37 protein-coding genes and 3 pseudogenes are annotated in these 23,712 nt (G+C 51.4%); 24 read left to right on the forward strand and 16 right to left on the reverse strand.

All coding sequences use genetic code 11. The features are described 5' to 3' along the window. Nucleotides 1-3: 3 nt before the first annotated feature. Genes MKQ70_RS10540 through MKQ70_RS10550 form a run of 3 tightly spaced genes read left to right on the forward strand, consistent with a single transcriptional unit; the run spans nucleotide 4 to nucleotide 1,340 of the window. Complete coding sequence (locus tag MKQ70_RS10540; RefSeq protein WP_248070561.1) at nucleotides 4-447, forward strand: SRPBCC family protein; 444 nt, start codon at nucleotides 4-6, stop codon at nucleotides 445-447. 12 nt (nucleotides 448-459) lie between these two features. Then, a complete protein-coding gene (locus MKQ70_RS10545; RefSeq protein ID WP_248070563.1) occupies nucleotides 460-900 on the forward strand; it encodes a hypothetical protein in 441 nt (146 codons plus the stop codon). Next, nucleotides 891-1,340 carry a hypothetical protein gene (locus MKQ70_RS10550; protein ID WP_248070565.1) on the forward strand — a complete coding sequence of 150 codons (450 nt, stop codon included), beginning with the start codon at nucleotides 891-893 and terminating at the stop codon, nucleotides 1,338-1,340. The genes MKQ70_RS10545 and MKQ70_RS10550 overlap by 10 nt, the downstream gene beginning before the upstream one ends. Before the next feature lie 94 nt (nucleotides 1,341-1,434). Here the strand turns inward: MKQ70_RS10550 and MKQ70_RS10555 are convergent, their stop codons facing one another. Next, complete coding sequence (locus tag MKQ70_RS10555; RefSeq protein ID WP_248070567.1) at nucleotides 1,435-1,824, reverse strand: hypothetical protein; 390 nt, start codon at nucleotides 1,822-1,824, stop codon at nucleotides 1,435-1,437. A 246-nt stretch (nucleotides 1,825-2,070) separates the two neighbouring features. Here MKQ70_RS10555 and MKQ70_RS10560 point away from each other — a divergent pair. The 5 genes and pseudogenes from MKQ70_RS10560 to MKQ70_RS10580 form a co-directional block, all read left to right on the forward strand. Continuing rightward, nucleotides 2,071-3,008: pseudogene (locus tag MKQ70_RS10560) on the forward strand (SulP family inorganic anion transporter); the annotation flags it as partial. 33 nt (nucleotides 3,009-3,041) lie between these two features. After that, a complete protein-coding gene (locus MKQ70_RS10565) occupies nucleotides 3,042-3,533 on the forward strand; it encodes an STAS domain-containing protein (RefSeq protein ID WP_248081247.1) in 492 nt (163 codons plus the stop codon). A 183-nt stretch (nucleotides 3,534-3,716) separates the two neighbouring features. Continuing rightward, nucleotides 3,717-4,016, forward strand: a complete 300-nt coding sequence (trxA, locus tag MKQ70_RS10570; protein WP_248070569.1) for a thioredoxin — start codon at nucleotides 3,717-3,719, stop codon at nucleotides 4,014-4,016. A 508-nt stretch (nucleotides 4,017-4,524) separates the two neighbouring features. After that, nucleotides 4,525-4,899 carry a hypothetical protein gene (locus MKQ70_RS10575; RefSeq protein ID WP_248070571.1) on the forward strand — a complete coding sequence of 125 codons (375 nt, stop codon included), beginning with the start codon at nucleotides 4,525-4,527 and terminating at the stop codon, nucleotides 4,897-4,899. Beyond that, nucleotides 4,869-5,261, forward strand: coding sequence for a helix-turn-helix transcriptional regulator (locus MKQ70_RS10580; RefSeq protein ID WP_248070572.1), 393 nt, complete (start codon nucleotides 4,869-4,871; stop codon nucleotides 5,259-5,261). The genes MKQ70_RS10575 and MKQ70_RS10580 overlap by 31 nt, the downstream gene beginning before the upstream one ends. A 26-nt stretch (nucleotides 5,262-5,287) precedes the next feature. On the opposite strand, the gene MKQ70_RS10585 is transcribed toward MKQ70_RS10580, so the two are convergent. The 12 genes and pseudogenes from MKQ70_RS10585 to MKQ70_RS10645 all read right to left on the reverse strand — a co-directional run bounded on the left by MKQ70_RS10585 (nucleotide 5,288) and on the right by MKQ70_RS10645 (nucleotide 12,345). Continuing rightward, entirely contained in the window at nucleotides 5,288-5,743 is a 456-nt protein-coding gene (locus MKQ70_RS10585; RefSeq protein WP_248070573.1) for a P-loop NTPase family protein, read from the reverse strand. Next, nucleotides 5,733-6,161, reverse strand: a complete 429-nt coding sequence (locus tag MKQ70_RS10590) for a hypothetical protein (RefSeq protein WP_248070574.1) — start codon at nucleotides 6,159-6,161, stop codon at nucleotides 5,733-5,735. The genes MKQ70_RS10585 and MKQ70_RS10590 overlap by 11 nt, the downstream gene beginning before the upstream one ends. 395 nt (nucleotides 6,162-6,556) lie before the next feature. Further along, a pseudogene (locus MKQ70_RS42125) lies at nucleotides 6,557-7,197 on the reverse strand (acetyl-CoA hydrolase/transferase C-terminal domain-containing protein). Nucleotides 7,198-7,289: 92 nt separating this feature from the next. Further along, nucleotides 7,290-8,042, reverse strand: a complete 753-nt coding sequence (locus MKQ70_RS10605; protein WP_248070577.1) for a sugar phosphate isomerase family — start codon at nucleotides 8,040-8,042, stop codon at nucleotides 7,290-7,292. 90 nt (nucleotides 8,043-8,132) lie between these two features. Next, nucleotides 8,133-9,104 (reverse strand): hypothetical protein, encoded by a 972-nt coding sequence (locus MKQ70_RS10610; protein WP_248070578.1) that lies wholly within the window; start codon nucleotides 9,102-9,104, stop codon nucleotides 8,133-8,135. Beyond that, entirely contained in the window at nucleotides 9,082-9,564 is a 483-nt protein-coding gene (locus MKQ70_RS10615) for a hypothetical protein (RefSeq protein WP_248070579.1), read from the reverse strand. Before MKQ70_RS10615 ends, MKQ70_RS10610 begins: the two co-directional genes overlap by 23 nt. A 20-nt stretch (nucleotides 9,565-9,584) precedes the next feature. Further along, nucleotides 9,585-9,872, reverse strand: a complete 288-nt coding sequence (locus MKQ70_RS10620) for a LytR/AlgR family response regulator transcription factor (RefSeq protein WP_248070580.1) — start codon at nucleotides 9,870-9,872, stop codon at nucleotides 9,585-9,587. Nucleotides 9,873-9,942: 70 nt separating this feature from the next. Beyond that, nucleotides 9,943-10,293, reverse strand: coding sequence for a LytR/AlgR family response regulator transcription factor (locus tag MKQ70_RS10625; RefSeq protein ID WP_248070581.1), 351 nt, complete (start codon nucleotides 10,291-10,293; stop codon nucleotides 9,943-9,945). Beyond that, on the reverse strand, nucleotides 10,290-11,273 hold the full coding sequence (locus tag MKQ70_RS10630; protein ID WP_248070582.1) for a sensor histidine kinase: 984 nt from the start codon (nucleotides 11,271-11,273) through the stop codon (nucleotides 10,290-10,292). Before MKQ70_RS10630 ends, MKQ70_RS10625 begins: the two co-directional genes overlap by 4 nt. After that, a complete protein-coding gene (locus tag MKQ70_RS10635; RefSeq protein ID WP_248070583.1) occupies nucleotides 11,215-11,667 on the reverse strand; it encodes a hypothetical protein in 453 nt (150 codons plus the stop codon). Before MKQ70_RS10635 ends, MKQ70_RS10630 begins: the two co-directional genes overlap by 59 nt. Nucleotides 11,668-11,771: 104 nt before the next feature. Next, nucleotides 11,772-11,984 carry a hypothetical protein gene (locus tag MKQ70_RS10640; protein WP_248070584.1) on the reverse strand — a complete coding sequence of 71 codons (213 nt, stop codon included), beginning with the start codon at nucleotides 11,982-11,984 and terminating at the stop codon, nucleotides 11,772-11,774. Nucleotides 11,985-11,991: 7 nt separating this feature from the next. Next, complete coding sequence (locus MKQ70_RS10645; protein ID WP_248070585.1) at nucleotides 11,992-12,345, reverse strand: hypothetical protein; 354 nt, start codon at nucleotides 12,343-12,345, stop codon at nucleotides 11,992-11,994. A 458-nt stretch (nucleotides 12,346-12,803) separates the two neighbouring features. Between MKQ70_RS10645 and MKQ70_RS10650 the strand changes: the two genes are divergently transcribed. The 5 genes and pseudogenes from MKQ70_RS10650 to MKQ70_RS10670 all read left to right on the forward strand — a co-directional run bounded on the left by MKQ70_RS10650 (nucleotide 12,804) and on the right by MKQ70_RS10670 (nucleotide 16,380). After that, entirely contained in the window at nucleotides 12,804-13,367 is a 564-nt protein-coding gene (locus MKQ70_RS10650) for a carboxypeptidase-like regulatory domain-containing protein (RefSeq protein ID WP_248070586.1), read from the forward strand. Further along, on the forward strand, nucleotides 13,361-14,539 hold the full coding sequence (locus tag MKQ70_RS10655; RefSeq protein ID WP_248070587.1) for a TonB-dependent siderophore receptor: 1,179 nt from the start codon (nucleotides 13,361-13,363) through the stop codon (nucleotides 14,537-14,539). Before MKQ70_RS10650 ends, MKQ70_RS10655 begins: the two co-directional genes overlap by 7 nt. Next, complete coding sequence (locus tag MKQ70_RS10660; protein ID WP_248070588.1) at nucleotides 14,506-15,246, forward strand: TonB-dependent siderophore receptor; 741 nt, start codon at nucleotides 14,506-14,508, stop codon at nucleotides 15,244-15,246. Before MKQ70_RS10655 ends, MKQ70_RS10660 begins: the two co-directional genes overlap by 34 nt. Further along, a pseudogene (locus tag MKQ70_RS10665) lies at nucleotides 15,246-16,177 on the forward strand (PepSY-associated TM helix domain-containing protein). Before MKQ70_RS10660 ends, MKQ70_RS10665 begins: the two are co-directional and overlap by 1 nt. Continuing rightward, nucleotides 16,135-16,380 (forward strand): PepSY domain-containing protein, encoded by a 246-nt coding sequence (locus MKQ70_RS10670; RefSeq protein WP_308198989.1) that lies wholly within the window; start codon nucleotides 16,135-16,137, stop codon nucleotides 16,378-16,380. The pseudogene MKQ70_RS10665 and the gene MKQ70_RS10670 overlap by 43 nt, the downstream one beginning before the upstream one ends. Before the next feature lie 157 nt (nucleotides 16,381-16,537). Here the strand turns inward: MKQ70_RS10670 and MKQ70_RS10675 are convergent, their stop codons facing one another. Continuing rightward, a complete protein-coding gene (locus MKQ70_RS10675) occupies nucleotides 16,538-16,951 on the reverse strand; it encodes a hypothetical protein (RefSeq protein ID WP_248070590.1) in 414 nt (137 codons plus the stop codon). A gap of 424 nt (nucleotides 16,952-17,375) precedes the next feature. On the opposite strand from MKQ70_RS10675, the gene leuC reads away from it, so the two are divergent. The 8 genes from leuC to leuB are packed head-to-tail and all read left to right on the forward strand — an operon-like array spanning nucleotide 17,376 to nucleotide 21,923. Then, nucleotides 17,376-18,674 carry a 3-isopropylmalate dehydratase large subunit gene (gene leuC / locus MKQ70_RS10680; protein ID WP_248070591.1) on the forward strand — a complete coding sequence of 433 codons (1,299 nt, stop codon included), beginning with the start codon at nucleotides 17,376-17,378 and terminating at the stop codon, nucleotides 18,672-18,674. A gap of 37 nt (nucleotides 18,675-18,711) precedes the next feature. Then, nucleotides 18,712-19,308 (forward strand): 3-isopropylmalate dehydratase small subunit, encoded by a 597-nt coding sequence (leuD, locus tag MKQ70_RS10685; RefSeq protein WP_248070593.1) that lies wholly within the window; start codon nucleotides 18,712-18,714, stop codon nucleotides 19,306-19,308. 14 nt (nucleotides 19,309-19,322) lie between these two features. Then, nucleotides 19,323-19,835 (forward strand): hydroxymethylglutaryl-CoA lyase-like TIM-barrel protein, encoded by a 513-nt coding sequence (locus MKQ70_RS38185; RefSeq protein ID WP_282456361.1) that lies wholly within the window; start codon nucleotides 19,323-19,325, stop codon nucleotides 19,833-19,835. Then, entirely contained in the window at nucleotides 19,775-20,434 is a 660-nt protein-coding gene (locus tag MKQ70_RS38190; RefSeq protein WP_282456362.1) for a LeuA family protein, read from the forward strand. Before MKQ70_RS38185 ends, MKQ70_RS38190 begins: the two co-directional genes overlap by 61 nt. Before the next feature lie 55 nt (nucleotides 20,435-20,489). After that, complete coding sequence (locus MKQ70_RS10695; RefSeq protein ID WP_248070595.1) at nucleotides 20,490-20,738, forward strand: alpha-isopropylmalate synthase regulatory domain-containing protein; 249 nt, start codon at nucleotides 20,490-20,492, stop codon at nucleotides 20,736-20,738. Further along, nucleotides 20,735-20,842: a hypothetical protein gene (locus tag MKQ70_RS38195; RefSeq protein ID WP_308198990.1), complete on the forward strand. Its 108-nt coding sequence runs from the start codon at nucleotides 20,735-20,737 to the stop codon at nucleotides 20,840-20,842. Before MKQ70_RS10695 ends, MKQ70_RS38195 begins: the two co-directional genes overlap by 4 nt. An 8-nt stretch (nucleotides 20,843-20,850) precedes the next feature. Then, entirely contained in the window at nucleotides 20,851-20,979 is a 129-nt protein-coding gene (locus MKQ70_RS43245; protein ID WP_248070597.1) for an isocitrate/isopropylmalate family dehydrogenase, read from the forward strand. A 35-nt stretch (nucleotides 20,980-21,014) separates the two neighbouring features. Next, nucleotides 21,015-21,923, forward strand: coding sequence for a 3-isopropylmalate dehydrogenase (leuB, locus tag MKQ70_RS10705; protein ID WP_248081250.1), 909 nt, complete (start codon nucleotides 21,015-21,017; stop codon nucleotides 21,921-21,923). Nucleotides 21,924-21,969: 46 nt separating this feature from the next. On the opposite strand, the gene MKQ70_RS38200 is transcribed toward leuB, so the two are convergent. Both MKQ70_RS38200 and MKQ70_RS41145 read right to left on the reverse strand, forming a co-directional pair. Next, complete coding sequence (locus tag MKQ70_RS38200) at nucleotides 21,970-22,275, reverse strand: ThuA domain-containing protein (protein WP_308198991.1); 306 nt, start codon at nucleotides 22,273-22,275, stop codon at nucleotides 21,970-21,972. Beyond that, nucleotides 22,215-22,712, reverse strand: coding sequence for a ThuA domain-containing protein (locus MKQ70_RS41145; protein WP_308198992.1), 498 nt, complete (start codon nucleotides 22,710-22,712; stop codon nucleotides 22,215-22,217). Before MKQ70_RS41145 ends, MKQ70_RS38200 begins: the two co-directional genes overlap by 61 nt. 48 nt (nucleotides 22,713-22,760) lie before the next feature. Between MKQ70_RS41145 and MKQ70_RS10715 the strand changes: the two genes are divergently transcribed. Genes MKQ70_RS10715 through MKQ70_RS10720 form a run of 3 tightly spaced genes read left to right on the forward strand, consistent with a single transcriptional unit; the run spans nucleotide 22,761 to nucleotide 23,702 of the window. Further along, a complete protein-coding gene (locus tag MKQ70_RS10715; protein WP_248070599.1) occupies nucleotides 22,761-23,318 on the forward strand; it encodes a carboxylesterase family protein in 558 nt (185 codons plus the stop codon). Then, on the forward strand, nucleotides 23,285-23,572 hold the full coding sequence (locus MKQ70_RS42130) for a hypothetical protein (RefSeq protein WP_372489954.1): 288 nt from the start codon (nucleotides 23,285-23,287) through the stop codon (nucleotides 23,570-23,572). Before MKQ70_RS10715 ends, MKQ70_RS42130 begins: the two co-directional genes overlap by 34 nt. Beyond that, nucleotides 23,529-23,702 (forward strand): hypothetical protein, encoded by a 174-nt coding sequence (locus MKQ70_RS10720; RefSeq protein WP_248070601.1) that lies wholly within the window; start codon nucleotides 23,529-23,531, stop codon nucleotides 23,700-23,702. Before MKQ70_RS42130 ends, MKQ70_RS10720 begins: the two co-directional genes overlap by 44 nt. Nucleotides 23,703-23,712: the final 10 nt, after the last annotated feature.

The following is a 23,712-nucleotide window of genomic DNA, read 5'->3' on the forward strand; positions in this document are numbered from 1 at the left end:
GCTATGGCAAACGATGTAACACATGTAACTATTGGTATTCAACGAAGTGCAAACGACGTTTACGATTTCCTTTCCGTTCCGCAGAACTTTCCAAAATGGGCGCCTGGCTTCTGCTTGTCGATAGAAGAAACCAACACCGACAACACCTGGAAAATACAAACCAGCAACGGTGAAGCGCATGTCGCTTTCGTGGAAAAAAACAAACTCGGTGTAGTGGACCACTACGTAACCATGAACAATGTAACGGTGTATGTGCCCCTGCGCGTGATAGCCCGTGGTTCCGGCAGCATCGTGGTATTTACGCTGTTCCGGCAGCCGGGTATGACCGACAGCGATTTCGAAGCCGATCGTACCGCTGTTGAAAAGACCTGCAGCAACTCAAATCACTGCTGGAAAAATAACGGCCGTTTACTATCTTTCCGCCCCGAAAGCAGTAAGGCCTCATGAAAAAAATTTTATATGCTCCCCCTGCTGGCCGTAATGGCCGGCGCGGGGTGTCAGCAACCGACCCACACCACTACCACCAGCGATACTGTCGTTAATGCCGCCTCAGATACTTCCTACCGGGAAGTTCCTCCTGAAGTAGCCACGCAACGACCACCCTCCACTAACATTGTAATGGAATTACGCCAGCGCGCGGATTCTATAAGACACGCACTATCATCTGCCACACCCGAACAAGCCGCCAAGATGTATCATATCTTTGCAGATGCCGCGATCCTGGCCATCAGGACCTTTCGGCCAATGAAAGCAAATGGCTTGACACGTATGTCAATTCCTGGTCGGAAGAAGCACAGGATTACCGTCCGGACGAAGCCACCCAGGCGCGTGTACGGTTACTGGCGCAAGCGGGTATCGAACCTTATTCTGTCGGGGAAGGTTATACAGAGTTGCAATTAAAGCCCAACTTCTATCAAAACTTATTCGGTCAGCAGCACCTGCCGGCTGACTATCAGCTTTACGTGAACATCAACGCCCATGAAGACTCTTCCCTCTTCCAGGCCGATGCCGGTATTATTGTTCCCTGGAGCGAAGCGGCACGTCGTGTTCAGGATTGGGATAACTTCTGCACTAAATATCCGGATTCAAAACTGGCCAAACAGGCACAGGAAAATTACACTTATTATATGGATTGCTTCCTGTTGGGCGAGGATAATACCCGCACGGTAGAAGACGGTCAACTTGTGCCGGAAGTGAAAGAGGCGTTCGAACAATATGTGGCCGAATATCCAGGCACGCGTGGAGGCAGGTTGGTTGCAGCGTTCCTGCAGTTGCTGGCCGAAACGAAAGATCGCGACCGGCTGAATGCGTGGGTACGTGAGCGGCTGGGTACTGAATAGTTTGCCGCAGCAATACCAGTGCGTAAGCATGCAGATATTTAAGTCTACAGGGGTTAACAAAAAACCGCGGCGCAGTGGCCGCGGTTTCGTCATATTACCGGCAGGATTTTTCTACTGTAACACTCTGGAACTCCTTTTCAGATCCATATTTTGCTAATGTCAGAAAGCTCGCGGTAGCGCCTGCGGAAAGTGATGTCACCGTGATGGGTGCAATCGTTTCATACTTAGAACCATCGGTGGTCGTAACGATCATTTTCAGGTTCACCACCGCATGTCCGTTCTCGATAGCGTAGTCCCTCGAAGAGGTATTCTTCACATCAAAAGTCAGGAATACCTGGTCGGTCTCATCACTCGGGTCGCGGTTGGTTTCGGTCAGCTGGAAACTATCCGCAAAACAAGCGGAACCGGGTTTGTCTTTGTCTTTGCTGCATGCGGAAAAGGATACGGCTAACGCTGCTAACGGCACAAATAACATTCTTTTCATAATCTGTATTGTTGGTTAAATAATCACGAATGGGCACAAACGCGCAAAGAATAATTGGTTAACGTATTCGGCTGCACGGTTTCTCGTTCTCCGCGATTTAACAATAACTATGCCATTTTGAAGTACCTTTGTGCCTTCATATTGTAAATACCGGCACCATTGAAAGCATATCTCAACCTGTTCGACTTCCGTCAACCAGTTAATTATAAGAACGAAACATTTGCAGGTCTCACAGTAGCCATGACCATGATCCCCGAATCACTGTCATTCGCTATCCTCGCAGGTTTTCCACCATTAACCGGGTTATATGCGGCCTTTATCATGGGACTGATCACCGCCATCTTTGGTGGACGGCCCGGACTTATTTCCGGCGGTGCGGGCGCTACGGTTATTGTGATTATGGCGCTTATGCGTTCGCACGGACTCGATTATGTATTTGCTGCCGTGGCACTGGCAGGCGTGTTCCAGATTGCGGTCGGATTATTCAAACTCGGGAAGTTCATTCGCCTCGTACCACAACCCGTGATGTACGGGTTTGTAAACGGCCTGGCGGTAATTATCTTCACCTCGCAGCTGGAGCAATTTAAATTTGCCGGCAGCTGGCTTACCGGCACACCACTGCTGATCATGGGCGGCCTCACTGTTCTTACCGTACTCATTGTATTATTCTTCCCGCGTGTGACCAAAGCCGTTCCGCCCTCACTCGCCGCTATCGTCATCGTATTCCTGCTCGTGTACTTTTTTCATATTGATACGAAAACCGTGAAGGACATTGCTTCTGTTAGTGGCGGCTTCCCTCCTTTTCATATTCCCTCCGTTCCCTTTAACCTGGCAACGTTAAAAGTAATTTTCCCGTACGGGCTGGTCATGGCCGCTGTCGGTCTCACCGAAGGCCTGCTTACGCTCAACCTGGTAGACGAGATCACCGGCACGCGCGGCAACGGTAACCGCGAGTCAATCGCCCAGGGCACGGCCAATATCCTCAACGGTTTTTCACCGGCATGGGCGGTTGCCCTATGATCGCACAAACGCTGGTAAACCTGTCTGCGGGCGCACGGGCCCGATTGTCGGGTATCATTGCTTCCCTGACCATCCTGCTCATTATCCTGGTGGGTGCACCTGTCATTGAGCGCGTACCAATGGCGGCGCTGACCGGTGTGATGTTCATGGTGGCGATTGGCACCTTTGAGTGGAGCAGTTTCCGCATCATCAAAAAGATGCCGAGGCATGATATTTTTGTGGGCATTCTCGTGGCGCTGATCACGATCGTGCTGCACAACCTCGCGCTGGCGGTACTGATCGGCGTTATCATATCCGCCCTGGTATTTGCCTGGGAAAGTGCACGCAACATCAGGGTGCATCAACACTGGACGGAGACCGGCAGTAAATACTACGAGATCAGCGGCCCCCTCTTTTTCGGCGCTGTCACCACCTTCCTGGAGCAGTTTGATGTTACGGGCGATCCCGACGAAGTGGTGATAGACTTTAAAGACAGCCGGGTGGCAGACATGTCGGCCATTGATGCACTGAATAAACTGACGGAGCGTTATGCTAAGGCGGGTAAAAAGCTGCACCTGAAACACCTGAGCAGCGATTGTATTGCCCTGTTACAGAATGCGGGCAGCGAAATCGATGTGAACATCGTAGACGATCCCACCTACCGGGTAGCCGTGGAAGGTGTTTCGTACAAAAAAAACGCGGGTAACTGAACAGAAACCCGCAATCCTTACCAAAATCTAAATGCCTGATGATCTTTAATAATGTTATATGGCGCGGCAACACCTGTAATGAGTGTGTTTCAGTGCTGCCGTCATAATAAAGACTAACAAAGAGGCTTTTAGGGTGAAAGGATTTCAGGCATTATTATTGGCGGATTTTAAAAAAATACTATCATGGCAGCCACATTTTCAGAAATCATACACAGCGACACCCCGGTACTGGTCGATTTTTTCGCTACCTGGTGCGGCCCCTGTAAGATGATGACGCCGATCCTCGAATCGCTGAAACAACAGATCGGCGACGAGGCTAAAATCATTAAAATAGACGTGGACAAAAACCCCGGTGTAGCGCAGGCTTACAACGTACAGGGCGTGCCCACGCTTATCCTCTTTAAACAGGGCCGCGTGTTATGGAGGCAGTCCGGCGTATTGCAGGCCAAACAGCTGGAGCAGGTCATCCGCCAGTTTGCCTGAGGCATTCACTCAGGCCCCAACAGCTACACCGCCGAAAAGGCGAAAAGTTGCTCAAAGGCAGGAAATAAATGAAGAGGGACAATCCGGATGGACTGTCCCTTTGTTACACTTTTTGGGGCTAAAAGGGCAATAGGCAAACCCTTCGTGTCATGACATTGGAGAAAGGCCGTATACGTTTCTGCCAACTTCTATCAAAAATCCGGGAATACTTACCAGGCAATCGTTCGGAGCGCTGCAGGCGAAAGGAAAACACGCCCGCAACACCCGCAAACGGAAGTTTTAACACAAAAACAGCGGAGACTAAACGCTGCCGGTAATTACTAAAGAACTTTTGGGGTTACGAGGCTCAAGCAATTGGATGTTTCGTCTTAATTGGTTTCAGTTACGATGTATGCTGTTAACTATCTGATTGCGAGAGCAAAAATAACTAATGAAAACACGTCGGTCAACTGCGTTATTACGCAGGTAGCCGATTTTTTTATAGTTTTATAGCCAAAACGTACCCGGAATGACCCCTGATCCAACTTTTGGCAAATATTCACAATCATTGATCACCGATATCCCGGCTGACCTCAACAGTCCCCAGGCGCAGCATTACCGCGCCACCATCCGTCGTTTCCCGGAAGAAGCGGTGTACATTTATTCGTTCAAGGAAAACCGGATGGTGTATGCCGACGGCTGGGAGGAGATTTTAGGCTATAAAGACGCCGAGGTGACCATGATGACCATAGTAACCATTACTTCGCCGGAATACGCCCCGTTTTCGCATGAACTGAACGACAAGGCGCTTATGTTTATCCAGTCCCGTACAAAAAACCTGGAAGAGTATAGCTTTACCATCGAGCTAAAAAAATGCATAAGAACGGCTTTCACGTGCCGCTGATCGTGAAGGTGGGCGTATTCAGTTCGGAAAATGGCAAGATGACTGCCATCATCGGGCGTTCGCAGGTTAATCACAGCCTTAAGTTCGGCAGCGTAATGCGGTATGCGGCGTATGGGCCGGATAAATCGAAGTTTGAAGAGGAATTGAACAAACAGTTATTCCGCTACCATGCTATTTCGGGTAAAGAAAAAGAAGCCCCGGCCATGGTGGCCAAGGGCTACTCGTTGAAAGAGGTCGCGGGGCTGTTTAAAGTGTCCCAATCGGCGATCGAAAAGCGTATCTTCCCCATGTATAAACGTTTCGACGTCAAGAACCTGACCCATCTGATCAGCTTTGCGTACGACAATCATATTTTACCCTGATAAAGTGGCGGTCGTCACCGCCATTTTTATGCCGATAAGTTTACAGAAAGAATGTTATCCTTCCCTACCCCGATCTTCTCCAGCATCTGCTCCCAGCGTTCTTCATCCTTTTCCTTCGGCACATTATTACCCAGCACCCATATCACGTTTTTAGATTTCAGGGCCAGCCGGTTATCCGGATTGTGGGCAAAGGTGTCCAGCATGTTCAGGAACACTTTCGGACTAATGAGGTCGGGTTCTATGGGGCTGCCGGGATTGATATCGTCGATTACCAGTACAGAGGCATTGCGCCAGTTCCAGAGCGCTTCGCCGCCGGTACTGCCTTTATCGAAAAACATACAGTATAATTTCATGGCAGTCAGGTAGGTCGCCGCATGCCGGCGGATCGACATTTCGGTGGCAATGCCCACGCTGAGCGTGGTTTTGCCGGAGCCCTTATCGCCGAATACCAGCAGGTGTTTGCCTTCCCCGTCATTCGCCATGAACTGCTGTACCGCGGTGCGGTTCGGATCGGAAATTCCCTGCTGCCACTGACTGAGGCGGAACTGGAAAGGATACTGCGGCGCCTGCAGGTACATCTTGGTCATATACCAATATGCGCAGGGATAAATGAGCAAAACCAGCAATACCAGCATAATAACCAGCGCACTGGTGGTGTAAGCGCAGCAAAGGCTGGCCATAAAGGCCCCAAAAGAAAAAAATGATGTCGGTCGCGGTATCGAAGGCGATGTTGCCCCATTGCGGCGCAAAGGTGTAACGGCTGCCCTGCGGCATGAACATACGTTTGCTGCTGGAGGGCTTTTTCAGCAGTAAAGGGCCGAGAAAGTTATAGGCTTCGAAAATAATCCATACGCAGGAAATGATGGCCGCTGACCATAAGGCAGCTTCTTCCTTCTCCATTTTTTTGGACAGAAAGATGAACAACAGGATCGTGGGTATAAAACCGAGCGAAAGATGCCCCAGTTGGTTAGCCAGCCAGGAATAAGTGAGCGTTACGCCACGATACGAATCCTTCCCGATAAGGTCGGCTTTGAGCTGCTTTATCACGGCTTTTCGCGGGATGGCGACACGGGCTACGTAATTAGCTTCCATGGATCAAATACGTGTTTTTGAGGTTGCGAATACAGTTGACAATAGTTGGGTAAATATAGCCATATTTCCCTACTTTCTATGCCGATCCTATATGGATCCTATATGCTTCCTATATGCCCCTCTACGCCTGGCGCGGGTTTCAGCGGACAAGCATATAGGAAGCATATAGGATCTATAGAGGATGTACCCGCCATCTCCAATCGCTATCCCTTCATCGTTCCCGACTTCCTTAGCCTGATATGCCAGCTAAATGCCTCCTCCAGCAGATGGGGTGTTTGCCCGCCACGTTCCGCACAGGCACGGTCGTAGTAATCCTGCAGCGCTTCGCGGTAGTCGGGGTGGGCGCAGTTCGCAATTACGGTGCGGGCACGCTCGCGGGGCGCCAGGCCGCGCAGGTCGGCAAGGCCATAGTCGGTCACAGGATGTCTACATCGTGTTCGTTGTGGTCTACGTGCGATACCATGGGCAATACATGGGAAATAGCATCGTTTTTAGACGCGGCCTGCGACACAAAGATGCTCAGGTAAGCGTTACGGGCAAAGTCGCCGGAGCCGCCAATACCGTTCATTAAGTGCGTACCGCCGATGTGGGTGGAATTCACATTTCCATATATGTCAAACTCTATCGCGGTATTGATCGAAATTACGCCTAAACGACGGATAACGCCGGGGGCGTTACTGATGTTCTGCGGGCGTAGTACGATCTTGTCGCGGTAGCGGTCGAGGTGCTTGAATACGCGGTCGTAACATTCGGCGGACACCGTAATCGACGAGCCGGACGCAAAGCGCAGTTTACCCGCGTCGATGAGGTCAAAGGTGCTGTCCTGCAACACTTCGGAGTACATGGTCAGGTCGTGGAACGGGCCGTGTTGGAAGCCGTTTAGTACAGCGTTGGCCACCTTGCCGATACCGGCCTGCAAGGGCAGTAAAGAGGCGCTTAAACGGCCGGCCGCCACTTCTTCTTCAAAAAACTTAAGGAGGTGACCGGCAATAGCAATGGTTTTCTCATCGGGGGCACAATGTCAGCAGGACTATCCTGCACGTTCGTGTATACGATCGCCGCCACCCTGGCTGGGTCAATAGGGATCGTGGTGCGGCCGATGCGGGCTTCCGGCACGTTTACCGGGATGCTCGTCCGGCGTGGATAATCTTCCGGTAAAAATATATCGTGAATACCCTGCACATCTTCCGACACCACGGTGTTTATTTCAATAATAAGCTGTTTCGCCATCGCCGCAAACGATACGGTATTGCCGACCGAAGTGGTCGGGACAATACTGCCGTCTTCTGTAATCAGCGCCGCTTCAATTACGGCAATGTCCAGCCGCGGAATATAGTGGTTATGCAGCAGTTCCACGGATTCGCTGAGGTGCTGATCGATAAACAATACGTCGCCGCTGTTGATGTGGCGCCGTAGCACAGGATCTGCCTGGAACGGCATACGTTTTTGTAAAGCATGGGCAGATGCCAGTTTCGCATCGGTATCCTGTCCCAGGGAAGCGCCGGTAATAAGCGTGATCTTAATATCTTCCGAAGCTGCGCGTTCCGCCAATGCCGCCAATACCGCCTTGCTGTCGCCGGATTTGGTGAAGCCGCTTGCTCCAACTACCATCCCATCTTTAAATAACCCCGCCGCCTGTGCTGCATCCATTACTTTATCCGCTAATCCCGTTGCTTTGATCCTGTTCATGCTTAAATCGTTTAAATAGTACGACAAAGTTACATCCGCGTTGTTTCAACCGCCATGACAATTGTCAATCCGCCACTGACTAAAATCAGTTTACAAATGATAGGTATAACACATCATCAGCCCCGTTGTGATATGCCGTGCCCGCACAATTTCTTCCCGGTCGCCCTGCAGGATATTGGACTCTTTGGGGTTCAGGAAGTTCACCGACTGCAGGTAGTTGTTCTGCATACCATAGGTAAACACCAGCCCGGCGCGTATGCTCGACTTCTTACCACCACGGTTGGCGCCTACCTGGAAGTGGAAGTTGTTCCAGGTAGCCGTGTAAGGTGTGCCGCCGGTTTCATCTTTAAAAAGGGATTTGTCGAAATAAGAAAAATCGGTGCGGCCGCTCAGGTATCCCGTATAACCCTTCACGACCGTAAAAGATGCCCCGACCGCCACGTTGGTCACGCTTTTACGGGCATCTTTTAAAAACAATAAACTGCTGGTATATTCATTATTGCTGCCTGTATCGGGCCGAATAAAATAATCGTTCCGGGGCGTAATGATGTTATATTCTTTGACCTTCGCAAAATGCTCCACGGCTACATATAACTGTGCGCGGGGCATCTGGTACAGGTATCCAAGGCCGATACTGAGCGGCGCTTTCCATTTTACCGGCAGCTTCTCCTGGCGGGTATTGGCGAGGAAACTTAAACGATCCTGTACGGTACTTAACACCAAATTACCGACAAGGTTATCGCTTACCAGCGTACCGGTACCACCAAGGTGAATCAGCGGCAGCGTGACAGCCAGTCCCAGGTGATGCCTGTCCCGGTCGTACGCCAGTCCAGGCCGCAGGTGCAGGCCAAAGTGGCGGTAATTGACCAGGTAACTGGCATCGGTACTCGCCAGGTTAAACGCCGTTGTCCCGGGATTGACGAATGCCCGGGCCACGTAGTCCTGGTTATACCGCTGTGCGTAAATATTCGTCTCTACTAACAAACCGGCCGACAAATGCGGGGATAGTTTGCGTGCGGACGCCAGTTGTATACGCGTTTCACTGGCGCGGTTTTCTTCCACCCACTGACCAACAAAAACTCCGTACCCGGACTATAGCTATCATCCAGTACCGGAACTTATCGTCCCGGCGCTGCGACACTTCGTACCGGATACCGGGCGTGTGCACCAATGCCCAGGCCACGGATAGTTTCAGCGGCTTAATATAGCGGCCGCCGGCCAGCATGTTCGGAACAGAGGCATTACTCCGCGATTTGAGATCGTACCCGCTACCTGCGCCATCTTTCAGATTAATTAACTGAGACTGGTATAACACGGCGTTCACAGAGATGCTGCTAATGCGTTCGCCCGCCAGTAGTGCCGGATTGTAGTAAAATACGCCGCTATCGCCGGTGGCGGCCAGCGTTGCGCCCGGAACGAAGAACCCGCCGGGACCGTATTGGCTGTTCCAATAGTGTGTGTCCTGGGCGGCCACCTTGGAACAGCAGGCCATTATTAACAACAATGAATAGATTCTCGACATGCACTAAAAGTAGGCATTAATTATGGTTTACGTTTAGGCGCGATCAAATCCTGCACCGATTCCCGGTAAGATGCGCCGACCGGGATATCTTTCTCCCCGATGCGGATGTAATTTCCTTCAATAAAAACGATCTGCTGCTTCGCAATCATGTAACTCTTATGCACCCGCAAAAAGTGGGAAGCCGGCAACTGTTCCTGCAAACTCTTTAAGGTATCGTTCACGAGGTAAGACGCCTGCCTGCACACCACCCTGGCATAATCGTCCAGCGCCTCGATGTACAGCACATCTTCCAGGTTTACGCGGTACACCTTTTTATCCGCCTTAATAAATATCGCCGGCAACGCCCCGGGCGGACGGGCTACCCGCGCGTCCAGCCGGTCAATGGCTTTGTTCGGCCTTCAGGAATCGTTCGAAAGAGAATGGCTTGAGGAGATAGTCTGCGGCATTCAGCTCAAAGCCCTCTACCGCATATTCGGGGTAAGCCGTGGTAAAGATGATACAGGGCGGCTGCACCAGCCCCTTCAGGAAACTGATGCCGGATAACCGCGGCAGGTTGATATCCAGGAACACGAGCGTCACCGGGTCCAGCGTCAGCTGCCGCTGCGCCTCCAGGGCATCGTTGCAAACAGCCGCCAGTTCAAGACTTGGATGCTCTTTAATATATTGCTCCAGCACCTGCCGCGCCAGGGGCTCGTCTTCTACGATCATACATTTGTATACCAGGCTCATAGTTCAATCTCAAGGATGATTACAAAATTATCTTCTTTGGATGCCACCGTCAACAGGTGCCGTTGCGGATACAGCAATTCCAGGCGGCGGCGCACATTTTGCAGCCCCAGGCCGCGATAGTCTTCGGGCTCTATATCATCCACGCTGCCTTGCGTGTTAGACAGCTCAAAGTGCAGGCGGCCGGGCTTCAGGGTAAGCACGCCTTTGATCTTTACCTGCCCCGTGTTGCCTTTGGCCCCGTGTTTGAAAGCATTTTCAAGGAACGTGATAAGCAGCATCGGCGGCACCAACTGCTCGTCCAGGTCGCCCTCCACCATCATCTTAACATCGAGTTCCTCGCCGGAACGGAGCTGCTGCAACGCCACATAACCGCGGATCATTTCCCACTCCTTCGCCAGCGGCACCAGTTCTTCACGGGTATCGTACAAGAAGTACCGCATCAGGTTGGAGAGGCGCAATACAGTATCGGGCAAACGGGTATCGCTGTTTAACGACATGGCGTAAATCCCGTTCAGGGTATTAAACAGGAAATGCGGGTTCAACTGCGATTTTAAGGCCTTCAGCTCCACCTGTACCAGCTGGTGTTGCAGCTCATTGGCCTTCGACCAGGACTTCGACAATTTCAGCAATGTACTCAGCCCGGTATATACCACGAAGAAAAGACTGATCTCCCACATCGAAAAATAAGAGATAAAGAAGTAATCCGGAAACAACCGGGCCGACCAGTCCTGGAAGAAGCGGTCGTTTATCCATACCGAGAGCGCGATCAACATGGCCAGCAGCAGTACATACAACAACCAGCGGCGTTTTTCGGCAAAAACGGGCAGCAGCCAGCGAAGGTGTATATATACCGCGGGCGCCAGCGTTAAATGGAAAAGGGCGGCATAAACATAGTCTACCTTCACGGCATGGCTCCCGGTTTTAAAGACCTGTACGAACGCGAAGTACGTACAGGTCCAGAATACCAGTGTTGCAACCATCTGAATACAGGATGAGCAAAGACTTTGTGCATCTGTTAGTTTTCTTTTGTAAGATGACGGGATCTGCCGCGAACAGGCGGTCGCTTTTCCCATATTTAACGATGAACTGCTGCATTTCTTCTGACGAAGCGGTAATAACAAAGCTGCCAAACAGTTCATCGTATTCATATCGCAGGTTCATGTTACCCGCCAGTAACTGCGACTTCACATAGTCGCCAGCCACCGGGCGCAGGCTAATGGTCGCATCGTCATTTATCGCCACCTTTGCCAGGGTATGGGTACTAAGGTGGTTCAGGGTAAAGCCGTAGTTGTCATCCCCTTTCGCATTCTTCACCCCGATGGGGAACAGGTCGCCATACAAATCGCCGCCGAGGCGAACCAGACGGAACATCATCAGATGGCGGACGCCGTTTTGCCAGAAAGAAAGCAAGTAAGATTTCGCCTCCATCAGGGAGTCATACTTTTCTTCGCTGCTGTGCGATTTATCAGGCAGGCCAGTCAGTTCCCGGCGAAAAATGGATTGCGACAATTCGGCGTACAGCGCACTTTTTTAAGCGGCTCTACCAGAAAATTGCCCTTTGGGCCATTCCACTCGCCGGCCACCCGGTCATCCGTCACCATTTTATCGAGCGTGGCGATGGGTTGCAGGCTTGTGGTATTGCAGGAAGCGGCGGACAATATGATAAAAGCGATTCCCAGTAAAATTTTCATCGCAGGATCAGTTTAAACGTTTATAATGAGAGACCGCTTCGAAAGCAGCATCCGTATCGCCATATTTCAGCACATACTGCTGCAGCTCGTCGGTGGAAGCGGTTAGCAAGAGGGAGCCACCGGTTTCTTGTTGCTCATGGCGGATGCGCAGCTTGTTCTTAGTGATCAGTTCCTCCACGAATTCACCATTGAGCGCGCGCATATCGAGCCCGCGGCGGTCCAGCTTTACTTTATACACGGTATGCGTGCGCAGGTAGTGGGCCATAAACAGCGAATTGAGGGGTTTCTGCTTCGGATGGACCATCGGGTAGAGGTCCAGGTAAGTATTTTTCCCGATTTTGAACAGGAATGCCAGGAACAACTGTTCCTCTTCCCATCCCCCATCTGCAATTCATAGGCTTTGGAAGACAGCTTTTTCAGCTCCTCCGGCAGCCCTTCAAAATTAGCTGCCGTAGCGCGGCTAAAGGTGAGCGTATCGTTTTCTTTGTCTACCCGCCAGCTGCCGAGCAGGTTTTCGTCAAAGCATACATCGCCCGGCTTAAAAGCGGGTGTAACGTGGTGAGGCAGCTGCTGATCGTCATGATCAACATTGCGAAACAGGTTAGAATGAGCGTTCTTTTCATGGTAAATGTTTATGCCTCAAAACTACCCGTAGCAGCAGGCCTCTTGAAATTTATTCGGTAAACATAGTGTTTTGTCCGGTGAAGCGCTCCCATGTTTTTCCGTATTGCGTAAATATAATTCCGGGTTCGAATACCATAAGCGGGCAGGCTGCTGTTCCTTTGCATCCTCAATCAATCTATAAACATCACCATCATTATGAGAATGCTCCTGCTGGCCATATTTGCCTTCTGCGCGCATGCCTTACAGGCACAAACCACCCTTAAAGGAACAGTGAAAGACCCGGATAACAACCTGGTGCCCGGCGCCAGCGTGATGATCAGCAAAACAAAAGTCACCGTCACCAATGAAAAAGGCGAATTCATATTTACCGGCCTCGCAGCCGGTAAGCAGGTAATTACCATCTCCTTCATGGGATTTGAAACCAGCACCCGCACCATCAGCCTGAAGGATGGTGAAACACGCGTGGTAAACGTAGCACTGGTATCGTCTGCCGAAACCCTGCAGCATGTAGAAATTACGGGCAGAAAGGAATCCGGTTATAAAAACACCAACTCCTTTATCGGCACCAAAACCGCGACACCGCTGAAGGATGTACCGCAGTCGGTGAGCTACGTAACAAAAGAGATGATCCAGGACCAGCAGGCTATGCGTATCGGCGACCTGGTTAAAAACATGAGCGGGATAAACCAGCATACCACTTACGATGACCTTGACATTCGCGGCTTCCGTACACAAAACAACAGCCGGTACAGATGGTAAACGGCCTGCGCACCATCACCGGCTTCTGGAAACAACCGCTTACCAACTACCTCGAGCGACTGGAAGTCATTAAAGGTCCGGCCTCTGCCCTGTTCGGCAACACCTCGCCCGGTGGCGTGATTAACAGGGTAACCAAAAAACCTCTTGCCGAAAGAAGGCAGAGCCTGAGCTTCAGCACCGGCAGCTTTAACGCTTTCCGAGGCTTGGCAGACTTCACCGGCCCGATGAACGAATCCAAAACACTGCTCTACCGCCTGAACCTGGGTTATGAAAATACCCAGAGCTTCCGCGACCTGCAGTTTGATAAGAACTTCGTGGTAGCCCCTTCTATCTCTTTTCTTCCGACAGAAAAGACGAAGATAAACCTGGACGTGGTATACAACCGCAGTAATAGCCGACTGGACCGCGGGCAGGCGGTATACGGCAACAATGACATCTACTCCGTACCCATTTCCAAAAGCCTGAATGCGGCGAACGACTACCTGAATGAAGACAACCTGATGATTACCACTTCATTTAACCACCAGTTTTCAAAGAAGCTGCAGTTCAACGTAGCCTATCTTAAAACCATCTGGGAAGAAGATTTATTAGAGCACCGCACGGCGAACGGCTATGCTAAAGACAGTGCCGGTGGCGAAATTCCTACCCTCGTAGAAATGCAGGTATTGATCCGCAAGCGTAAAGTGTTTGCAGACAACGTATCGGCTTACTTTACCTATGATGCGAATACCGGCCCCATTGCCCATAAAATATTAGTGGGATATGATTATGCGCAGAACAAAATGCCCTGGGGCGCTGCGCAGTCACAGGCCACTGGCTACAAGAACGCGGCTGGCACCGGCGCTTCGGCTTATAATGCTGCCCGTCCCGGCAACTACCAGTACACGACTGTAAATGGCATCAAAATGCCAGTACCCAACGTACCGCACTTCGACTTAACATCTGTAAGCCCGTACCAGCTTTTCGACATGAGCAAGTATACCTATGTAAAGAGCAGCTACGATCCTACTTACTATAACGCACAGGGGTATTACGTGCAGGACCAGCTTACCTTCGGCAAACTGCAGGCCTTGTTCGGGCTGCGTTACGACCGGTTCGATGAGCGTGTGAACTATTCAAAAAGACAGAGAAAAAGATCGTGCAGGATGCGATCATTCCAAGAGTGGGCTTAGTATATACCGTTGACAAACATGTTAACGTGTACGCTACCTATACCGAAGGATACAACCCGCAGACCACCGCTTCGATGAATAACCCGAATGCAGGCGGTCCCTTTGATCCGTTGCTGAGCAACCTGGTAGAAGCGGGCGCCAAAAGCGACTGGTTCAACGAACGCCTGTCTGTAACCCTGGCCGCTTACCGCATTGAGCTGAAGAATGTACTGTATAACGCTGGCGACGCTACCAACCCTGAACTGCTGCGCCCTATCGGCAAAGTGGAATCAAAAGGTATTGAACTGGACGTGAAAGGCCAGCTGTCTCCTAACTGGTACCTGACGGCGGCTTACGCCTACAACGACGCGCAGATCAAAGAGAGCAGCGACAAAACAGACCTGGGCCGCCAGAGCCCGGGCGCTCCCAAACACCAGGGCAGCCTTTGGAGCAAATACACGATTCCGGCCGGCGTATTAAAAGGACTGGGTATTGGCGCAGGCGCTAACTTCGTGACCGAAAGAAATGTGGATGGCAACAAAGTACAAACGTTACCTGGCTATGAAGTGGTAAACGGCGCGCTGTACTATAAAATCGACAAATTCCAGTTGCAGCTGAACATGAACAACCTGCTCAACAAAACCTACTGGATCGGCGGGTATGACTACCTCCGCCTGTTCCCGGGCGCACCGCGCAACTGGATGACCACTGTATCATACGTTTTTTAATGCTGAAGAAGATATTTGGACAACTACATTTATGGCTGGGGCTTTGCTCCGGCCTTGTAGTTTTAGTAGTGACGGTAACCGGCGCCATCATGGTATTTGAAGACGAACTGGAGCCATTGCTTTACTACAAGTTTTATCATGCGGAACAGGTACAGGCCGCACGATTGCCGCTCGACCGCCTGAAACAACAGGCCGAAACCGTGGCCCCGGTGGTAAATATCACCATGGAAACCGATGCGCCTGACCGCAATGTGGTGTTCTCCTGCCTGGAAAACAAAGTATTCACCCTGGTGGCCGTAGATCCTTACACTGGCAGGATCGCCGGACAAATGAAAGAGAAAGGCCGCTTCTTTGATGTGACGGAAGACCTGCACCGCAGGCTGTTAGCCGGCGATGTAGGCAAAGCCATTACCGGTGTAAGCTGCCTGATCTTTCTCTTTTAGTGCTCTCAGGCATTGTGCTTTGGTGGCCCAAAAAGTGGAAAGGATTAAAACAGCGCCTGCAGGTTAAAACCGGCGGCAGCACCAAACGAATGATCTGGGACCTGCATGCCGTAGGCGGCTTCTATGTACACCTGCTCGTATTTGCGATGGCCTTCACCGGCCTGACCTGGAGTTACCGCTGGTTTAACAATGGTATCTTTTTAGTGTTTGATGGCAAGCCGCAGCAGCGTAAGAATACCCCGGACAATGGCGTAATACAACTCCCCGGCGCCCATTTTTACGAAAACCTGTATAACGACGTCAACCGCGAACTCCCCTACCGCGGTGAGGTACGCCTCAATATCCCACTGGCCGACAGCCTTTCCATCACGGTCTCCAAACGCAACGACGAGGCATCGGTCGACAACGTTGTCGACTTCCTCTTTACGAGAAGGGCACCGGCAGGTTGCTGGAAAAACGTTTGTATAAGCACGAAACAACCGGCATGAAGGTGCGCAGGCTGGTACTGCCTGTCCACTCCGGCAGCATCTACGGCTGGCCTACCAAAATCGTGGCATTCGCCGGCTGCCTGTTCGCGGTGTCGCTGCCGGTAACGGGGTTCCTGGTTTGGTGGAACAGGAAAAAGAAGAAGCCGAAGGGGGCTGTACAGGAGGTGAAGGCCAGCGCCGATGGTTCAGTGGTGGTTGGGTGATGGTTCGGTGACGGTTCCGCACTGGTGACACGTCCTAAAATGGGTTTACAAGGCGGTGAAATTGCACGCTAATTCTACTGTAATTCTACTATAATGCTACCATCAGTGCTATGCAAGTCCATCCCTAAGGCATTCCCAGTGCACGGCGAAAGGCAGGTTATAGCTTCCGGCCGCGACGGTACAACACCGCCTCATGCATCACTTTATGCGCATCCACCAACCGCAACTGTATCCGCTCCGGTGCATGGTAACGGCTGGCCCAGGTATGGATGTCCATATACCGCCAATCCTTTCGTTTATAGATCCCCGAGGGGTAATACACGCGTTTATAGGAACCGAACACCCGCAGCGTGTCGGTATTGTCTATGATGAGCCGTCCTTTGTAATGGATATTTTCCTCAAGGGTATCTATCTGGAAGTAATAGGTATGCGAACTATCCTTACCCTCGAAGGCAGCCTGGCGGTAGCCGATGTATAATTGAGCATAGCCGCGGTCCAGCATGCTGCTGCCCCGAAAGCAGGCCGGCGAGATCAACACCAGGAAAACCACAACTAACGGATGCCGTTTCATACCATACTAATATAAGAAGTGTTTTCCACGGATGACATTCCCCTACATAAAAGGAGGCTATTTGTCATTATAATGTCACAATTAAAATCTAACCCTTGCAAGTTTAGCCCGCCTCGTGAAACACACCATCAACCTAATCTAATGCGTTGATTATAAAGTTTTTGCTAAGGCAACACCAGGCTTAAAACCATGCCGAAAGACTTGGTTTTCGCCTGAACGAACGCTACTTCGCATTAGAAAATTTTTGAAAAATGTGTGATCTTGTGGACAATATCTAAGGATTTAAGGGCAATATTATAAATTTATCAAAAATGAGCAGCAACGCACCCAGTACGTTATTTGACAAAGTATGGGATTCACACGTGGTGAGAAAGATTGAAGATGGGCCGGATGTGTTTTTATTGACCGGCATTTTATTCACGAAGTGACCAGCCCGGTGGCGTTCCTCGGACTGGAAAACCGCGGGCTTAAAGTGATGTTCCCGGAAAAAACCTTTGCCACGGCGGACCACAACACACCAACGATCAACCAGCACCTGCCGGTGCAGGACCCGCTTTCTGCCAACCAATTGAAAGCACTCGAAACCAACTCCGCGAAATACGGTATCTCCCATTGGGGGCTCGGTAATCCTAAGAACGGTATTGTGCACGTGGTAGGACCCGAAAACGGCATTACCCTCCCCGGTATGACGATCGTGTGCGGCGACTCCCACACCTCTACCCATGGCGCGTTTGGCGCGATCGCTTTTGGCATCGGCACCTCCGAAGTAGAGATGGTACTGTCGTCGCAGTGCATCATGCAACCCAAGCCTAAAAAGATGCGCCTGAATGTAAACGGCAAACTGGGCAAGGGCGTAACACCGAAAGACGTTGTACTCTATATTATTTCCCAACTCACCGCAGCAGGCGCCACCGGCTACTTCACGGAATTTGCCGGCGACGTGTTCCGCAACATGAGCATGGAAGGTCGCATGACCGTGTGCAACATGAGCATTGAGATGGGCGCCCGCGGTGGTATCATCGCCCCGGACGAAACTACCTTTGCGTATATAAAAGGCCGCGAAAAAGCACCGCAGGGTGAAGCATGGGACAAAGCGCTGGCCTACTGGAAAACACTGCAAACCGACGAGGGGGCTGTGTTTGACCAGGAGCATACTTATAATGCAGCCGACATTGAACCGATGATTACTTACGGTACCAACCCGGGCATGGGCATGGGTATTACCCAACACATTCCCATGGCGGCAGCAGCCGGCGGCAGCAAAGCCAGCTACGATAAATCGCTCGAGTACATGGGCTTCCATGAAGAAGAAGCGATGCTGGGCAAAAAGGTGGATTATGTTTTCATCGGCAGTTGTACGAACGGCCGCATCGAGGATTTCCGCGCATTCGCCTCTATTGTAAAAGGAAGGAAGAAAGCAGATCATATCACGGCATGGATCGTTCCCGGTTCGCACATCGTGGAACAGCAGATCAAGGACGAAGGCATCCTGGACATACTGACCAACGCTGGCTTCCAGTTACGCCAGCCCGGTTGCTCCGCGTGCCTGGCTATGAACGACGATAAGATTCCTGCCGGTAAGTACGCGGTGAGCACGAGCAACCGCAACTTCGAAGGCAGGCAGGGCCCCGGCGCCCGCACCCTGCTGGCAAGTCCCCTTGTAGCAGCAGCAGCAGCGGTAACCGGCGTTGTAACCGATCCGCGCGAACTCCTGGCCGACTAATTCCATCTACCTAAAACGACTAACGAGATTACAGATAATGGCTTACGATAAATTTACCGTACTTACCAGCTCGGCAGTGCCGATGCCCATCGAAAACGTGGACACCGACCAGATCATTCCCGCCCGCTTCCTGAAAGCAACAGAGCGTAAGGGCTTCGGCGACAACCTGTTCCGCGACTGGCGCTATAACGGCGACGATACGCCGAAACAGGACTTCGTTTTAAACAACCCGATATATACCGGCAAAATCCTTGTTGCCGGCAAAAATTTCGGCAGCGGCTCCAGCCGCGAACACGCCGCGTGGGCCATTTACGACTATGGCTTCCGCTGTGTGGTGTCGAGCTTTTTCGCAGACATCTTTAAGAATAACTCGTTGAACATCGGCATCCTGCCGGTAACGGTATCTCCCGCTTTCCTCGACCGCATTTTTACGGCGATTGAAGCTGATCCTAATGCACAACTGGAGGTGAACCTGCCCGGGCAGAAAATCACTATCCTGGCAACCGGCGAAAGCGAAAGCTTCGACATCAACAGTTATAAAAAACATAACCTGACCAATGGTTTCGACGATATCGATTACCTGCAGGCGATGAAAGACGAGATACAAACATTTGCTGCGAAAAGCATGTACTAACAACCAGAGAGATTATGCCAACGGCGCCACGTTATATAGAAATAATGGACACTACCCTGCGCGACGGCGAGCAGACGAGTGGTGTGAGCTTCTCCCCTTCCGAAAAGCTCACCATTGCTCAATTACTGCTCACCGAAGTAAAGGTAGACCGCATCGAGATTGCTTCGGCGCGCGTGTCCGACGGTGAGTTTGCTGCCGTAAAGGCCATTACCAAATGGGCCAAAGCCAATGGCTACCTGGACCGGGTAGAGGTGCTCACCTTTGTAGACGGCGATGTATCGGTACAATGGATGCAGAAAGCCGGCGCCAAAGTGATGAACCTGCTCACCAAAGGCTCACTTAATCATCTTACGCATCAACTTAAAAAGAAACCGGAGCAGCACTTTGCAGAAGTAGCCGCGGTCATTGCACTGGCCCGTAAAAAGGCCTGGAGTGTAATGTATACCTCGAAGACTGGAGCAATGGCATGCGGCACTCACGGGAATATGTATACGAATTTCTCGACTTCCTGCGGGACCAGCCCGTAAAGCGCATTATGCTGCCCGATACCCTCGGTGTGCTGATCCCTTCCGAAGTACAGGAATTCATTTCGGACATAGTGGCCCGCTATCCCAAACTGCACTTCGACTTTCACGCACACAACGACTACGACCTGGGTACCGCTAATGTACTGGAGGGTGTAAAAGCCGGCGCACACGGCCTGCACCTCACCATTAACGGGATGGGCGAAAGGGCCGGTAACGCACCACTGGCCAGCGCTATCGCCGTACTGAACGATTTTATGCCCGATGTAAAAACAGCGGTGGCAGAAAAATCATTGTACAGCGTAAGTAAACTCGTGGAAACCTTCTCCGGCTTCCGCATCCCCGCGAATAAACCAGTAGTGGGCGAAAATGTGTTTACGCAAACGGCCGGCATCCATGCCGACGGTGATAAAAAGAACAAGCTCTATTTCTCCGACCTGATGCCCGAACGCTTCGGTCGCCAGCGCAAATATGCACTGGGCAAAACCAGTGGCAAGGCCAACATCGAGAATAACCTGCACGCCCCGGGCATACAGCTTTCCGAAGCCGACCTGAAAAAGGTAACACAGAAAATCATAGAACTGGGCGACAAAAAGAAGTAGTAACGCAGGCCGATCTGCCCTACGTGATTTCCGATATCCGGATTCCAATACCATCGTGGAAAAGGTGAAGATCGAGGACTATGTGTTATCGCATTCCAAGAACCTGAAACCTTCTGCCACCGTGCGTATCGTGGTAGATGGCGAAGTGTTTGAAGAGCATGCGCAGGGCGATGGTCAGTACGATGCGTTCATGAATGCATTAAAACGCATCTACAAAAAGAAGAAGCAGGAATTACCCGGACTCAGCGACTACTCCGTACGGATTCCCCCGGTGGTAAAACTGATGCGCTTTGCGAAACGGTGATTACCTGGAACCATAAGGAGCGTGAGTTTAAGACCCGCGGCCTGGATAGCGACCAAACGGTATCCGCGATTAAGGCAACACAAAAAATGCTCAACCTGATTTAAACATAAGCATGGCAAGCAAACACATTTTAATTGTTCCAGGCGATGGCATTGGACAAGAAGTAACCGCAGTCGGTAAAAAAGTACTCGATAAAATAGCCGCTAAATTCGGCCACACTTTTACGACGACGAAGCCCTGATCGGGCACGTAGCCATAGAAGCAACCGGTACTCCCCTGCCGGATGAGTCGTTGGAAAAGATGCGCAAATCAGACGCCGTACTGTTCGGCGCTGTAGGCCATCCCAAATATGACAATGATCCTTCTGCCAAAGTACGCCCTGAACAAGGACTGCTGAAAATGCGCAAGGAACTCGGCTTGTACGCCAACCTGCGCCCCATCAAGCTGTTCGATGAACTGCTCGGCGCCTCCAGCATTAAGCCAGAGATCCTGAAAGGCGCGGACATCCTGTTTTTCCGCGAGCTGACGGGTGATATTTATTTTGGGGAGAAAGGCCGCAGGAATGACGGCGACACCGCTTACGACATTGCGGAGTATAGCCGCTACGAGGTAGAACGTATTGCACGCAAAGCCTTTGAAGCCGCCCGTACCCGCCGTAAAAAACTGTGTTCGGTAGATAAGGCCAATGTGATTGAAACCTCCCGCCTCTGGCGCGAAGTTGTGCAGAAAGTGGCGCTGGAATACCCGGACGTGGAAGTGGAACACCAGTTCGTAGACGCCACCGCTATGTTGCTGATTAAAGATCCGCGCCGTTTCGACGTGGTGGTAACCGCGAACCTGTTCGGCGACATCCTCACCGACGAAGCATCGCAGATCGCAGGCTCTATGGGCATGCTGGCCTCCGCTTCCATCGGTGACGGAACGGGCGTGTACGAACCTATTCACGGTTCCGCACATGACATTACCGGCAAGGGTGTGGCCAATCCGCTGGCTTCTATCCTGAGCGCCGCCCTCCTGCTCGATATCAGCTTCGGCATGAAGCCCGAATCAGCAGCAGTGATCAATGCCGTGGACAAGGTACTGAAAGCCGGCTTCCGCACCCGCGACATCGCGGACGCGACAACGCCCGCCGCCAATATCCCGGGCACGGACGCCATCGGAGAAGAAGTGTTGAAGTATATCTGATATGTTTTGTTTTTGGTCTGCGCGCATCCTTATGGGTGCGCGCTTTTTATTGTGCCGCCCAGAAGATAGCATTGCGAAAAAGGGTCTTGTAGGCAGCATTATCGAAAAGATCGGGCGAATGCCCCATGAAGATATACACGTTGCGGGCCTTGTATTTCGGGTTGGTCCAGATCACGGGATGATCCCCCATCTTCTTGTCTGATGCCGGCCGGTAGCTGTCTTCCTCTACGTTGGCCAACACGGTAACCTGCGGCCTTGGGCTTTTATCATAGGTATACCACTCCTCTGTTTTTATGTTGAAGGCTTTACTGATGTCTTTGAATAATGGATGCTCCGGCACTTCCACCCGCACCGTGCCCGATGCAAACGTAGCAATGTAATCCCTGAACCGGATCTCCCCATGAACCGGTAAAACCAGTCCCACAGCCCATAGCCGTCAAACTCGCCCAGCAAAGTAGCGTGATGAAATCCAATCCAGCCGCCACGCCCTTCATTGATATACTGTTCAAACGCCCGCGCCGCCTTATCCTTCCAGCCGTAAGGCGGATAATCCAGTTGAATGAAGAGGCGATACTTAGAGAGGTAAGCACTGTCGATGTTGGCTGTGTTGTGGATGTAGTCGATCACGAAGTTACTGTCGGCCGCCAGCTGATCGAGCCACATCTTTGCCGCGCCTGAGTAAGCAATGTGATGGCCGCTGCTTTCGGCCAGGGCAAGCACACGAAAGCGCGGTCCAGGTTTTACCGCGAACAGGCAACAACTGAGCAGGATGGATTTGAAAAGCATCATTTCAAGATAGAAAAATAGTTTTGTATATTCGATACAGAACCCTTCAACATGAAAAAGCTATTCCTTTCTATTGCCCCGCTGCTACTGCTGCAACTCGCCGTAAAGGCACAACAGACAGCCGAGAAATTCGTTATTGAAACCAAATATTTATTGGCCCTGCCGGAAGGCTATAGTGCCGACACCGCACAACGCTGGCCCCTGCTAATTTTCCTGCATGGCGCAGGCGAAACGGGCACCGATATCAATAAAGTAAAAGCACACGGTCCCGCCAAACTGATAGAAGCCGGTAAAAAATACCCGTTTATCGTGGTATCGCCGCAAACAAGTACCTATGGCTGGCAGCCCGACCAGGTGTACCAGCTGTTACTGAACCTCAAGAAGCAATACAGGGTAGACAACGACCGCATTTACCTTACCGGCCTTAGCATGGGCGGTTTTGGCACCTGGGCGCTTGCCATCAAACACCCCGAAGAATTTGCCGCCATCGCTCCTATCTGCGGCGGCGGAGACACGACGGATATCTGGAAGTTGCGCTACACCCCACCTGGTGTTTTCACGGGGCAAAAGATGATGTGGTCGCCATCGGTAACAGCGAAAAAATGGTAAACGCGCTCAAACGCTACAACAGCGCCGTAAAATTCACCGTTTATCCCGAAGCTAAACACGACAGCTGGACCGTAACGTACGACAACCCGGAGTTCTATTCTGGCTGCTGGCCCAACGTAAACATCGCTATCAGACCGTATCCGTGGACGCTAAAACATTATCCGGTTACAATGGCCGCTACACCAACGATAAAAAGACACCGTACAGGTAGTGGCAGAGGGCGCCAACCTGATCATCAAAGCGCCCGGTCATAATGTTCAACTGAAACCGGCGTCGAATACTTTGTTCTATTGGGACGAGAAAGTGCCGATGGATGTGGAGTTTACGAAGGCGGGCTTTGTGCTGCGGGCAGACCAGGTACAAAAGTTTCGGAGGGTGAAATAATATATTAAGA

Origin of the sequence: Chitinophaga sedimenti, from assembly GCF_023156195.1 — a bacterium.
In the GTDB taxonomy this organism is placed as follows: Bacteria; Bacteroidota; Bacteroidia; order Chitinophagales; family Chitinophagaceae; genus Chitinophaga; species Chitinophaga sedimenti.